The 12847-nt window shown below is 38.2% G+C and carries 12 protein-coding genes and 1 riboswitch; of the genes, 2 read left to right on the forward strand and 10 right to left on the reverse strand.

The features are described 5' to 3' along the window. Positions 1-217: 217 nt before the first annotated feature. The 7 genes from MHH81_RS15100 to MHH81_RS15130 form a co-directional block, all read right to left on the reverse strand. A complete protein-coding gene (locus MHH81_RS15100; RefSeq protein WP_340922616.1) occupies positions 218-1021 on the reverse strand; it encodes a MetQ/NlpA family ABC transporter substrate-binding protein in 804 nt (267 codons plus the stop codon). Positions 1022-1083: 62 nt separating this feature from the next. After that, entirely contained in the window at positions 1084-1752 is a 669-nt protein-coding gene (locus MHH81_RS15105) for a methionine ABC transporter permease (protein WP_340922618.1), read from the reverse strand. Then, positions 1745-2770 (reverse strand): methionine ABC transporter ATP-binding protein, encoded by a 1026-nt coding sequence (locus tag MHH81_RS15110; protein WP_340922621.1) that lies wholly within the window; start codon positions 2768-2770, stop codon positions 1745-1747. The genes MHH81_RS15105 and MHH81_RS15110 overlap by 8 nt, the downstream gene beginning before the upstream one ends. A gap of 88 nt (positions 2771-2858) precedes the next feature. Then, positions 2859-2963, reverse strand: a riboswitch (SAM riboswitch). Between the two features lie 35 nt (positions 2964-2998). Then, positions 2999-3319, reverse strand: a complete 321-nt coding sequence (locus MHH81_RS15115; RefSeq protein WP_340922624.1) for a thioredoxin family protein — start codon at positions 3317-3319, stop codon at positions 2999-3001. Positions 3320-3330: 11 nt separating this feature from the next. After that, a complete protein-coding gene (locus tag MHH81_RS15120; protein WP_340922627.1) occupies positions 3331-3681 on the reverse strand; it encodes a hypothetical protein in 351 nt (116 codons plus the stop codon). Positions 3682-3759: 78 nt separating this feature from the next. Next, on the reverse strand, positions 3760-4137 hold the full coding sequence (gcvH, locus tag MHH81_RS15125) for a glycine cleavage system protein GcvH (RefSeq protein ID WP_340922630.1): 378 nt from the start codon (positions 4135-4137) through the stop codon (positions 3760-3762). Between the two features lie 251 nt (positions 4138-4388). After that, positions 4389-4751 (reverse strand): arsenate reductase family protein, encoded by a 363-nt coding sequence (locus MHH81_RS15130; protein ID WP_340922632.1) that lies wholly within the window; start codon positions 4749-4751, stop codon positions 4389-4391. 686 nt (positions 4752-5437) lie between these two features. Here MHH81_RS15130 and MHH81_RS15135 point away from each other — a divergent pair. Then, positions 5438-6795 (forward strand): IS3 family transposase gene (locus MHH81_RS15135; protein WP_340922634.1). Its coding sequence is split into 2 segments (ribosomal slippage): positions 5438-5891 and positions 5891-6795, totalling 1359 coding nucleotides; the frame shifts between segments, so codons are not numbered across the junction. A 65-nt stretch (positions 6796-6860) separates the two neighbouring features. Here the strand turns inward: MHH81_RS15135 and MHH81_RS15140 are convergent. The 3 genes from MHH81_RS15140 to MHH81_RS15150 are packed head-to-tail and all read right to left on the reverse strand — an operon-like array spanning position 6861 to position 12269. Further along, positions 6861-8642 (reverse strand): acyl-CoA dehydrogenase family protein, encoded by a 1782-nt coding sequence (locus tag MHH81_RS15140; RefSeq protein WP_340922637.1) that lies wholly within the window; start codon positions 8640-8642, stop codon positions 6861-6863. 37 nt (positions 8643-8679) lie between these two features. Then, positions 8680-9855 (reverse strand): acetyl-CoA C-acetyltransferase, encoded by a 1176-nt coding sequence (locus MHH81_RS15145; RefSeq protein ID WP_340922640.1) that lies wholly within the window; start codon positions 9853-9855, stop codon positions 8680-8682. Between the two features lie 29 nt (positions 9856-9884). Next, positions 9885-12269, reverse strand: coding sequence for a 3-hydroxyacyl-CoA dehydrogenase/enoyl-CoA hydratase family protein (locus tag MHH81_RS15150; protein WP_445678099.1), 2385 nt, complete (start codon positions 12267-12269; stop codon positions 9885-9887). A 197-nt stretch (positions 12270-12466) separates the two neighbouring features. Here MHH81_RS15150 and MHH81_RS15155 point away from each other — a divergent pair, with 197 nt between their 5' ends. After that, entirely contained in the window at positions 12467-12784 is a 318-nt protein-coding gene (locus tag MHH81_RS15155; RefSeq protein ID WP_340922643.1) for a thioredoxin family protein, read from the forward strand. Positions 12785-12847 lie beyond the last annotated feature (63 nt).

Consider the following 12847-nt stretch of genomic DNA (forward strand, 5'->3'; position numbering starts at 1 on the left):
GAGGCGCCCTTAGCCTTCCTTCCTCTCAATCGCTTCGTGCGGGGTCTCGGCTGTCTCGCTTTCCCACAGGAGTCTCACGCCGCCATGCTAAATCCTATAGTACACAGTATCGTCACATCAAATATTTATCATAAAAAATTCTGTAATAGAGTTTTTCAGTTCCCCCTATAAAAAAAGCAAGCATTTTTCAATGCTTGCTTTCCCTCTATCTATAATATTAGTTAACTGGTACTACAGAACCGTTCCACTCAGTAATAATAAAATCTTGAATTTCTTTCGAGTGTAATGCGTCAACTAAAGCTTTGATTTCTTTTTTGTCTTTATCTTCAGCTCGTACAGCAACAATATTTACATATGGTGATTCTTTATCTTCTAATGCGATTGATTCTTCTAATGGGTTGATTCCAGCGTCAATTGCGAAATTAGAGTTAATAAGAACTGCATCGCCTTCTTCATTTTCATAAAGCTGAACAAGTAATGCTGGTTCATAGTTGGCATCAAATTTTAGATTTTTCTTATTTTCTACAACGTCTTTTACTTCAGCTGCTGTTTTATCTATACCATCCGCAAGTTTAATTAATCCCTTAGCTTCTAATAAAGATAAAACACGTCCATGGTCGGCAACAGAATTACTCATAATAATTGTAGCCCCTTCAGGTAACTCTTCTAATGACTTGTATTTTTTCGAGTAAACACCGATTGGCTCAATGTGAATTCCACCTGCATTTACAAAATCATACCCATTGTCTTTAATTTGGCCCTCTAAATAAGGAATATGTTGAAAAAAGTTAGCATCTAGGTCTCCAGATTCCAAATCTTTGTTTGGTAATACATAGTCTTGGTAAGTTTCAATTTTAAGTTCAATGCCTTGCTCTTCTAAAATAGGTTTTACTTGTTCTAATATTTCTGCGTGTGGAACGTTAGAAGCTCCAACTACTAATTCGCCGCTTTCTTCATTTCCACAAGCTGCAAGAGTTAATGCACTTACTGATAATAATGCCCCAGCTAAAAACTTTTTCATTTTCATTCTCTCCTTTATATTTCCCCAATTTATATTTGATCGAGTAAACTCGCAAACACCTATTAACGCTTGTCTATTTTGGATGTAATCGCATCGCCAATCCATTGAATAATAAATACAATAATTAAAATTAGTATGGTTGCGACTAATGTAACGTCTTCTCTACTTCTTTGAAACCCATCTAGGAAAGCCAAAGTTCCCAAACCACCAGCACCTATAATTCCTGCCATCGCAGTGTATCCAACAAGTGAAACACAAGTAACTGTTATCCCAGACACTAATGCTGGCATTGATTCTGGCAATAAAACCTTCCATATAATCGTAGACGTTTTAGCCCCCATTGATTTTGCGGCTTCTAAAACGCCTTTATCAATTTCCCTTAAAGCTATTAACACCATACGTGCATAAAATGGTGCTGCCCCTATGACAAGTGCAGGAAATGCTGCATTCGGACCACGCATTGTTCCCACTAACAACTTCGTTAATGGTATAAGTAAAATGATTAATATAATAAAAGGGATAGAGCGGAATATATTTACAATTGCTCCTGTTAACCAGTTTGCCATTTTATTCGCCCATGCTTGATGTGGACTTGTTAAAAATAATAGCAATCCAAGTGCGAGACCAAAGACAGCTGTTAAGATTGTTGATACTCCGGTCATATAAAGTGTTTCAAGTGCTGCTTCCCACATTCTAGGCCAATCAACATTCGGAAAAAGCGTATTAATCATTGTTGATCACCTCTGTACTTACTTTCTGTTCATGAATAAATCGAATCGCTTCATCGACTGCTAAAGCATCTCCATCTATTTGGAGAATTAGCGTGCCAAATGCACCGCTTTTTGTGTGCGAAATATTCCCTTGCACAATATTGACTTCTAGTTCGAATTGTTTGATCAGCCTAGAAAGTATTGGCTGTTCTGTTTGCTCTCCCACAAAAGTGAGTTTGATTAACTTGCCATTTGGATATAAATCCACTAGGTTTTGTATCGTTTGAATTGTTTGTGTAGATTCCGAAACTTGAGTAACAAATCTTTTCGTTATTGGTTGTTGTGGGTTTTGGAAAACTTCTAACACGTCGCCCTCTTCCACAACATGCCCACCTTCCATTACTGCCACTCGATTACAAATCTTTTGAATGACTTGCATTTCGTGTGTGATCAATACAATCGTTAAGCCTAGCTTCTCATTAATGCTGACTAACAGATCCAAAATAGCATCCGTTGTTTCCGGATCAAGTGCAGAGGTTGCCTCATCACAGAGTAATACTTCCGGACGATTTGCTAATGCACGGGCAATCCCTACTCGTTGTTTTTGTCCACCTGACAATTGGGAAGGATAATAATCTCCTCTTCCTTCCAGTCCAACAAGCTCGATCAATTCCTTCACTCGAGTTGTTCTCTGTTCTTTTGGGACACCTGCAATTTCTAGTGGAAATGCAATATTTTCAGCAACTGTTCTAGACCATAAAAGGTTAAAATGTTGGAAAATCATACTTACTTTCTGTCTTACTTGGCGAAGCATATCTTCTGAAATGGAAGTAATTTCTTTATCATTTACGATTATTTGGCCCGAAGTCGGTTTCTCTAGGCCATTAAGCAATCGGATTAATGTACTTTTACCAGCACCACTATATCCAATAATCCCAAAGATTTCGCCATGCTTAATGTCAAGATTTACATCTTCAACAGCAACAATCGTCCCTTGCTTCGTATTAAACTTTTTGGAAATATCTTTTAAACTAATCATGCAAATCTAACCACCTTTCATTAAAAAACCCCTTCTGCAAAAGAGCAGAAGGGGTGTAGGTTATCAATTTAAATAACACTCATCCATTCTCTCATTTCCCAAAGCATTCGCTTTGCGTGACTTGGCACCATTTCATTTACATGACGGTTGCCGGGCTTCGTAGGGCACTTCCCTCCACCTCTCTTAATAAGAGCGACACTATTAAATTTTAGTACAAATCGAATATTATCATACGACTACTTGGTCGTCAATACTTTTTATTGTCTCTAACAAATATGGTACAGCTTGAAAAGCGTATATTTTTTTATAAATAATCCCATTCTTCGCTATAAGAAGACATGGTACACTTTCAATTTCATATTCTTGAGCTAGGTTTCCTAAAAAGTTTATATTGGCTTGACCTAATGGATACGAAACCATTTCATTTATGACATTCAGCATTTTACTTGCTACCTGGCAAGTACCGCACATAGGTGTATAAATATATAATAAAGAAAGCTGAGAATTATTTTTATGTTGCTCCCACTGTTCTCGTGTCCATTCATTCACAATGCATCATCCTAAAGTAAAAATTCTTTTTTCACTTTAATATTAACACGTTTCAATATGGAAGCCAAAACTTTAAAAGGGGTATTAGCGACTTCACAATACATTGGATTCGTGTATAAATGAATTGCTTCAGGATATTCTTTTCTAACAATCGAACGAATTTGCTCACCTGATTTATCTGAGTCCAAAAAAGCATAAATTGGTAAACCTACATAGGGATTCAGAATCTCCTCTAGCTTTACACTAGAAATAGTTCCATTTGTACAAATGATTTCTGGGGATTCATCCAGAAGTGTTAAAAGCTGTAGCTTATCTGATCTGCCTTCGACGAGAATTACTTTTTCACTAAATACATTAGCCATTTAGCTTCTCTCCCTACTACTTTCTTTCAATCATTATATGAAAAAAACGCCGACAATTAACCGGCGTTTTCATTATTACTATGAAATTAATTCTTCGTATTTTTCTGAAGATAATAATGCATCCACTTCAGTTACATCAGTTGGCTCTACTACTATCATCCATGCATTTTCATATGGAGACTCGTTTACAAATTCGGGGCTATCTTCTAATTCGCTATTAACTTCCACAACTTTCCCACTAATAGGTGCATAAAGTTCTGAAACAGTTTTTACAGATTCTACACTACCAAAAGGATCTCCTGCTTTAATCTCGTCTCCCACTTGTGGAAGCTCTACAAACACGATATCTCCTAGTTCTGATTGTGCAAAATGAGTAATACCGATGCGAACGTTCTCGCCTTCTGTTTTTACCCATTCATGCTCTGCTGAATACTTTAAATCTTTAGGTGCGCTCATAAATATACCCCTCTCAAAATTGTTATACATCCACTTATTATAGTCACATATTTTATTAGGAAAAACAAGTAGTATTAAGGCGTCAGACGTCTGATCTCTAAAGGTTCAGCTTAGACTGTCTTGAAAACGCTTGGCTAGGAAGGCAACCTAAGTTCGCGACATCCATGTCGCAACGGTTGCAAATCTTTTTCTGCGATGAGCAAATGAAATGGCGCAGGATCATGCATGACTATCAACGTGTGAAAGGTGCTTTATTTGCTTATCCAACTATTCGTAAACTGTTCTTCCTTAAAACCTAACGTAAGCTGTTTCCCATCAAAAACAAGTGGACGTTTAATAAGCATTCCATCTGTTGCAAGAAGTGCCAGTTGCTCTTCTTCCGACATGGTAGGAAGCTTGTCCTTTAATTGAAGCTCACGGTATTTCATACCACTTGTATTAAAAAACGTCTTTAAATCAACATTACTTGTATCAAGCATTTCCTTTAAAAGTTCTTTAGAAGGAGGATCTTCTACTATATGGTGATAAATAAACTCTACTCCATTGTCTCTTAACAATTTACTAGCCATATTACATGTACTACACTTTGGATATCCAAAAAATTGAATCGTCATAAAATCTCACCTTTTTTCTTTTATCATAGCACACAACCACTGCCAAAAGCAGTGGTTGTCTGCGACGAGCTTTGCGCAGGAGCACACGGGTTTCTGCGACGAGCTTAGCGCAGGAGCACACGGGTTTCTGCGACGAGCTTTGCGCAGGAGCACACAGGTTTCTGCGACGAGCTTGCGCAGGAGCACACGGGTTGTCTGCGACGAGCTTTGCTCAGGAGCACACGGGTTTCTGCGCGAGTCGGGAGCTCTGTTGCTGTTTTAAAATATGTTCGTGTTTATTACAAGTATGAGAAATGAGGTAGAAATTCTTTTCTTAAAAGGATTTTTATAAATTCTTATTAACAGATAAACACTGCTTTCCGTGTAATTCATTGGATTTTCATATCTTAAAACAAAAGGGGCTGCCCCTAAAGTCATACATTGACTGAGAGATGGTCCCTTTTCCAATGAATTGATTTCCGTTCCAGACGGACGCTTTCCGCGGGCATGGCTTCAGTCTCCTCGTCGCTTTCGCTCCTGCGGGGCCTTCAGCTCATGCTATTCCCGCTGGAGTCGCCGTCTTTCTCTACAATCAATTGCTTACAAAAAATAGTAGTTTTAATAAAAAGTATACAAAAAACAGGTGTAGAAAAAGTGAACTGCCCCGTAAAAGTTAGACACCAATCTAACTTTTACGGGGGTTTTTTATGGCAAAAGTAAGGGCTGAACAACGTATTCAAGCAGTTCAACGATACTTAAATGGAAATGAATCTATGATTGAAATCGCAAAAGATATCGGAGTGACAGATCGGGTTGTAAATGAATGGGTTCGCCGCTATCAAAAAAATGGTGTAGAGACTTTCTTAAGGTCCTATACAAAATATTCAGCTGACTATAAAATGAATGTACTTAATTATATGAACGAGACAGGTACATCTTCGATTAATACAGCTGCACTATTTAATATTTCATCTCCTGGTATGATTCGGAATTGGAAAATGAATTTTGAGGTTGGTGGTTATGATGCCCTTGTTTCTAAGAAAAAGGGGCGTCCATCCATGAAAAAAGAAACAAATAGAACAACGAAACCAACACCAATTGAAGGATCTGTTGAGGCATTAGAGGCACGTATTAAACAATTAGAAATGGAGAATGCGTACTTAAAAAAGTTGAATACTTTAGTTCAAATGCAAGAAAAATTACCAATCAAATCAAAGCGCAAGTAATTTATGAACTAAAGGAAATCTATGAAGTAGTGGAATTAATCAAAGTCGCTGATATTCCACGTAGTACGTATTATTACTGGGAAAAGCGTTTGAATCGTACTGATAAATACGCTGAAGTGAAAGTCGCAATTCAGTCCATTTATCTTGAACATAAGGGACGTTATGGTTATCGTAGGATTGCCAAAGAACTGAAAAAATACGGCTTTCATTATGATCCTAAAACGATTAATTATTTGATGAATGCCATTGGCATAAAATGTGAAGTCCGCATGAAGAAATACCGTTCGTATAAAGGAAACGTCGGAAAAATTGCCCCAAACATATTACAACGCGATTTTACAGCGAAAAAAATGAACGAGAAATGGGTAACAGACGTGACAGAGTTCCATCTATTTGGTGAGAAACGCTATTTATCACCCGTCCTTGATTTATGCAATGGCGAAATCATTGCATACACAGTAATGAGTCGTCCAGTGTACAAACTAGTCCATGATATGCTAGAACAAGCATTGGAGCGCCTTCAATCAAGTGATCAAGTCATTCTTCATTCGGATCAAGGTTGGCACTATCAAATGAAAAAGTATCGACAAACATTAAAACAACATGGGATAATGCAGAGTATGTCCCGTAAGGGCAATTGTTTGGACAACGCAGTCATTGAAAATTTCTTTGGCTTATTAAAATCTGAACTCCTGTATCTACAAGAGTTTGAATCCATGGCACATTTTGAACAGGAACTCAAAGACTATATTCACTATTACAATCACAAACGAATGAAGGAAAAATTAAAAGACCTAAGCCCGGTGGAGTACCGAACTCAGGTCTTAGAAGTTGCTTAACTAAATATGTCTAACTTTTTTGGGTCAGATCAATTTATGGGCTTATTGGACAGCCCCCTTCTAGATTAAACGATGTATTTTTCAGCGTCGATTAGCTTTACAGATGCTTCACGCTTTTTCAAAATCAAGTTATAAGGCGTATTGCGCGTTAGTTTGCGAAGAGCAGAAAGCATGATGCGCAAATTATCGCCATCCGCAGATGCAATTAACGTTTCTTTTGCTGCTTTTTCGATGTCATCAAAAGCTTCTTGGCAGAAAATTTGTGTATAAAGAAGTTTTTGGTTTGCTTTTTCTTCACCACTACGGCCAATTGCTTTTTCTGTACGAAGAACGGCAGATTCCATTGCGAATAAGTTGTTGGCGATGTTTGCAATATTCACAAGTACTTCTTGTTCTGCTTCTAATTTCGTACCAAAACGTTGTGCAGCAAGGCCAGCAGCTAAAATACCAATCTTCTTCGCATTCGCTACTAATACTTTCTCTTGAGCTAATGCTTCATCTCCAACTTCCTCTGGCATCATCATTAATAGCTCTTCTTGTAAGCTTTGTGCTTTTTGAAGCAGCGGTAATTCACCCTTCAATGCTTTTTTCAAGAACGTGCCCGGCACGATTAGACGGTTAATTTCGTTTGTTCCTTCGAAAATACGGTTAATACGTGAGTCACGATAGATACGCTCTACTTCGTATTCTTGCATGAAGCCATATCCACCATGTAACTGAACAGCTTCATCTGCAATATAATCTAACACTTCCGAACCAACAACTTTATTAATAGAACATTCAATTGCATATTCCGCGATAGAAGCAGCAATTGCTTTTCCGTCCTTTTGCTCTTCTTCACTTAATTGGCCCATGCGGTCTTCAAAATATCCAACAGTACGATAGATTAAGCTTTCTGTCGCATATAATTTAGATGCCATTGTAGCTAATTTTTGCTTAGTTAAATTAAATGAAGAAATAGGTGTTTTAAATTGTTGACGTTGATTGGAGTATGAAATCGCTAATTCTAATGCACGCTTAGAACCACCTACAGTACCTACCCCTAATTTGTACCGACCAATATTTAAAATGTTAAAGGCGATTATGTGTCCACGACCGATTTCACCTAGTAAATTTTCTACTGGAACTTCTGCATCTTGTAGAATTAGCGTACGAGTAGAAGATGATTTGATTCCCATTTTCTTCTCTTCTGCTCCTACGGAAACACCAGGAAATTCACGTTCCACGATAAATGCCGTGAATTTATCTCCGTCTACTTTTGCGTATACTACAAATACATCTGCAAAACCTGCGTTTGTGATCCATTGCTTTTCACCATTTAAAATGTAGTGAGTGCCTTCTGGATTTAATTTTGCAATCGTTTTTGCTCCAAGTGCATCAGAACCTGAACCTGGCTCCGTTAATGCATATGCAGAAATTTTGTCTCCAGAAGCAGAGTTTGGTAAGTACTTTTGTTTTTGCTCTTCATTTCCAAAAAGAACAATTGGTAAAGTACCAATCCCAACATGTGCCCCGTGTGTAATAGAGAAACCACCAGCTACGGATAATTTTTCTGCAATTAATGCAGAAGAAATTTTGTCTAAACCTAAACCACCGTATTCTTCTGGAATATCAGCTGCAAGTAAACCAAGGTCTCCAGCAGATTTTAATAAACGTACTGAGTGTTCAAACTCATGATGTTCTAAGTTTTCAACAACAGGTAATACTTCGTTTATCACGTAGTCTTCTGTTGTTTTTGCTATCATTATTTGCTCATCCGTGAAGTCCTCTGGTGTGAATACACGGTTTGCATCAATATCTTCTACTAAAAAGCTTCCACCTTTAACTACATCTTGAACCTTTGTCATATCCTAATCCCCCTATGTGATAGTTATTCTGTTTGTCTTATAAAAGCTCAAATACGCCGGCTGCCCCCATGCCGCCTCCGATACACATTGTTACTACCCCAAACTGCTTACCTTGACGCTTCAGCTCGCTCATCATTTTTAATGTTAAAATTGTTCCAGTTGCTCCAAGTGGGTGTCCTAGAGCGATTGCACCGCCATTAACATTTACTTTTTCGATGTCGATTCCTAAGTGACGAACTACTTGAATCGATTGAGAAGCAAACGCCTCGTTAATTTCCCAAATATCGATGTCCTCTATCGATAATCCTGCAAGTTTCAATGCTTTTGGTACTGCTACGATTGGTCCAATACCCATTAGGTCTGGTGCCACACCGCCAACTGCGAATGAACGGAATTTAGCCATTGGTTTTAATCCCTGAGCTTCTGCTACTTCACGGTCCATCACAAGTACTGCTCCTGCTCCGTCTGAGGTTTGTGAAGAGTTTCCTGCTGTGACTGATCCACGAACGTTAAATGCAGGGCGTAATTTTGCAAGTGTTTCAACTGTCGTACCAACACGAACGCCCTCATCCATTTCAAATAAAAACTTTTTCTCTTGAGCTTTGTTATTTTCATCTACAAAATACTTCACTACTTCAACAGGAACAATATGGTCATTGAACTTTCCAGCGGCAATTGCAGCTGCAGCAAGTTCATGTGAACGAACGGCAAAAGCATCTTGATCGGCACGGCTTACACCATATCTATTCGCCACTTGCTCTGCTGTATGACCCATTCCCATATAATATTGTGGTGCTGTTTGAGCAAGATGCGCATTGGGGCGAATTGTATTTCCCATCATAGGGACCATACTCATCGATTCTACTCCACCCGCAATAATTGCTTCGGAATGTCCAAGCATAATACGCTCTGCTGCATAGGCAATCGATTGCAGACCTGATGAACAAAAACGGTTTACCGTAATAGCTGGTGTACTATCTGGAAGACCTGCTAATGCACCGATAATACGAGCAACGTTCATCCCTTGCTCTGCTTCTGGCATCGCACATCCTAAAATTAAGTCATCTATCGGGCCATCATATCCACCGGCTCTTTTTAACGTTTCTCTTACAACCAATGCCCCAAAATCATCTGGGCGAACAGTTGCTAAAGATCCTTTCTTCGCTTTACCAACTGGTGTTCTAGCACCTGCTACGATTACTGCTTCACGCATGAGTTCTCCTCCTTTTACCTAACACATGTTTAGTTGCGTAATGGCTTACCTTTCACTAACATGTGCTGCATCCTTGCTTGTGATTTTGGTTCTGCAACTAAACTTAAGAAAGCTTCACGCTCTAAATTAAGTAAATATTGCTCATCTACTAGCGTGCCATATGGAACTTCCCCACCTGCAATAACATATGCAAGTTTTTTCGCGATTTTCAGATCATGCTCACTAATATATCCAGATAAGAACATACCTTCCGCTCCTAAAAGTAACGTCGCATAGCCAGGTGATCCTGTCACAGGAACTTTTTCACGAATAGGAGCTTTATATCCAGCTTCTACAAGTGCTAACGCTGCTTGTTTTGCATCATAAATTAAATGGTCTGGATTTACACTAATGCCATCCGCAAAGGTTAAGAAGTTAGTTTCACGTGCTTCTTCTCCAGAAGTCGATACATTCGCCATTGCAATCGTTTCAAATACTTTATTTGCAACATATTGATAGTCCACTTGGACACCGTTTGGAAGACCTTTTAAGTGTTTCATATAAAGCTCTTTATTTCCCCCACCGCCAGGAATCAGGCCAACTCCTGCTTCTACAAGCCCCATATAAGTCTCCGAAGATGCTTGAATGTGAGCTGCTGGTAAAGTAGCTTCTGCTCCTCCACCAAGTGTCATTCCGAATGGAGCAACTACAACTGGTTTTGCAGAATATTTAATTTTCATCATCGCATTTTGGAATTGGCGAATCACAAAGTCTAATTCAAAAATGTTATCGTCTTGCGCTTCCATTAAAATCATCCCAAGGTTAGCTCCTACACTAAAGTTTTTCCCTTGGTTTCCAATCACAAGCCCTTTGAAGTTCTTTTCCACTTCGTCTACTGCAAAGTTAATCATTTGCACAATGTCTATGCCAATTGCGTTTGATTTGGAGTGAAATTCTAATAAAGCAATCCCGTCACCTAAATCTATTAAACTTGCACCAGAATTGGCCTTGATGACACCATTTTTTTTCTTATATCTCTTCAAATCTATTACTTTTTCATTTACTGGAACGGTTTTGTAGTCATTTCCGTCGAAGAAGTAAAGATCTCCATTTTCTTCTTTATAGAAGCATTCAAAACCTTTATCTAGCAAAGATTGAACGAAGGTTGGTATTTCATGACCTTCTGCTTTCATTTTTTCCACGGAATCTTTTACACCTATTGCATCCCAAATTTCAAACGGGCCTTGCTCCCACCCAAATCCCCATTTCATCGCTTGGTCGATGGATACGATATCGTCTGCAATTTCTCCGTGAAGCTCTGCTGAGTATCGAAGCGTTGGGTTTAAAATATTCCATAAAAGCTCTCCAGTTCGGTCTTTTGCATATGTTAACGTTCTCACTTTTGCAGCTAGACCCTTTTGTTGCTTCGCCATTTCTATGGAAGGTGTTTTAAGTTTTTTCACTGGCTCGTATACAAGTGTTTCTATGTTCAATTCTTTAATTTCTTTTCCTTCCTTTAAGAAGAAACCTTGACCTGTTTTTGCACCAAGCCATTTATTTTCAAGCATTTTTTGCATAAATCCAGGTACTTCAAATACTTTTTGCTCTTCACCAGATGTTTGGTCATATACATTTTTCGCAACATGTGCAAATGTATCTAAACCCACAACATCTAGTGTTCTAAACGTAGCAGATTTTGGACGTCCGATTAGTGGACCAGTGACAGAGTCTACTTCTCCAACTGAATATCCTCTTGCTTGCATTTCACGAAGTGTTACAAGTAAGCCATATGTGCCAATTCGGTTTGCAATAAAGTTTGGAGTATCTTTTGCAAGTACAACCCCTTTGCCTAAAACGTCTTCTCCAAATTTTTTCATAAACTCTATTACTTCCGGAGAAGTTGTTTTTGCCGGAATTACTTCTAATAGTTTTAAATAACGTGGTGGATTGAAGAAATGCGTTCCAAGAAAGTGCGTTCCAAAGTCTTCCGAGCGACCTTCCACCATCGCATGAATGCTAATACCTGAAGTATTAGAACTGATAATAGTCCCCGGTTTACGTACTGCATCTATTTTTTCATATAAACTCTTTTTAACCTCTAAATTTTCTACTACTACTTCTATGATCCAGTCCACATCTTTTAACTTTTCCAAGTCATCTTCTAAATTGCCTGCAGTAATTTGTTGCAAGTTCTTAATAGAAGTAAGTGGTGCTGGCTTTTGCTTCAACAGTTTTTGGAGAGCTGTTTGAGCAAAGCGATTACGAACGGATGGGTGCTCCAATGTAAATCCTTTTGCTTCTTCCTCTTTACTAACTTCTCTTGGAACGATATCTAATAACAAAGTTGGTATGCCTATGTTTGCTAAGTGAGCTGCGATTCCGGAACCCATTACCCCTGAACCAAGTACAGCTGCTTTTTTAATTTGATATGTCACGTGCAAAGCCTCCCCTTCAACTTGAATGAACGCTCATTCATTTTATGAACAAAAAAAATAAAATCAATTTCTATATCTATCATTTTAGAACACTATTTGAATTTTCGCAATAATAAAATGAGTAAAAAAATGCATATTTCTTTCTCGGCTATTGAAAACAGTGTAAACTTAAATCAAAAGAGATGGAGGTATATGATATGCAAAAAATTACAACAACAGAACAATTTAATGAAATCATTTCTGGTGACAAGGAAGTACTAGTAAAATTCGAAGCTGGCTGGTGCCCAGATTGCCGTCGAATGGAAATGTTCATTGATCCTATCATTGAAAAATATAACCAATATACTTGGTATGAAGTGAACCGTGACGAACTTCCAGAAATCGCAGATAAATATGAAGTAATGGGTATTCCTAGTCTACTTATTTATAAAAATGGAGGAAAAAAAGCACACTTACATAGTGCAAACGCAAAATCTCCAGAACAGGTAACTGAATTTTTGGATGCACAAAACTAAATATCAAAAAGGCTGTTCCATTTCGGAGCAGCCTTTTCTTTATAAAAGGCTCTGTTAAATGAT

This window comes from Psychrobacillus sp. FSL H8-0484, from assembly GCF_038005325.1.
Classification (GTDB): domain Bacteria; phylum Bacillota; class Bacilli; order Bacillales_A; family Planococcaceae; genus Psychrobacillus.

What these genes read in the sequence shown, in the direction of transcription:
- MHH81_RS15105 (WP_340922618.1), bottom strand. Translation starts at nt 1,752, where the DNA reads ATGATTAATACGCTTTTTCCGAATGTTGATTGGCCTAGAATGTGGGAA.
- MHH81_RS15120 (WP_340922627.1), bottom strand. Translation starts at nt 3,681, where the DNA reads ATGGCTAATGTATTTAGTGAAAAAGTAATTCTCGTCGAAGGCAGATCA.
- MHH81_RS15145 (WP_340922640.1), bottom strand. Translation starts at nt 9,855, where the DNA reads ATGCGTGAAGCAGTAATCGTAGCAGGTGCTAGAACACCAGTTGGTAAA.
- MHH81_RS15155 (WP_340922643.1), top strand. Translation starts at nt 12,467, where the DNA reads ATGCAAAAAATTACAACAACAGAACAATTTAATGAAATCATTTCTGGT.
- MHH81_RS15140 (WP_340922637.1), bottom strand. Translation starts at nt 8,642, where the DNA reads ATGACAAAGGTTCAAGATGTAGTTAAAGGTGGAAGCTTTTTAGTAGAA.
- MHH81_RS15100 (WP_340922616.1), bottom strand. Translation starts at nt 1,021, where the DNA reads ATGAAAAAGTTTTTAGCTGGGGCATTATTATCAGTAAGTGCATTAACT.
- gcvH (WP_340922630.1), bottom strand. Translation starts at nt 4,137, where the DNA reads ATGAGCGCACCTAAAGATTTAAAGTATTCAGCAGAGCATGAATGGGTA.
- MHH81_RS15110 (WP_340922621.1), bottom strand. Translation starts at nt 2,770, where the DNA reads ATGATTAGTTTAAAAGATATTTCCAAAAAGTTTAATACGAAGCAAGGG.
- MHH81_RS15130 (WP_340922632.1), bottom strand. Translation starts at nt 4,751, where the DNA reads ATGACGATTCAATTTTTTGGATATCCAAAGTGTAGTACATGTAATATG.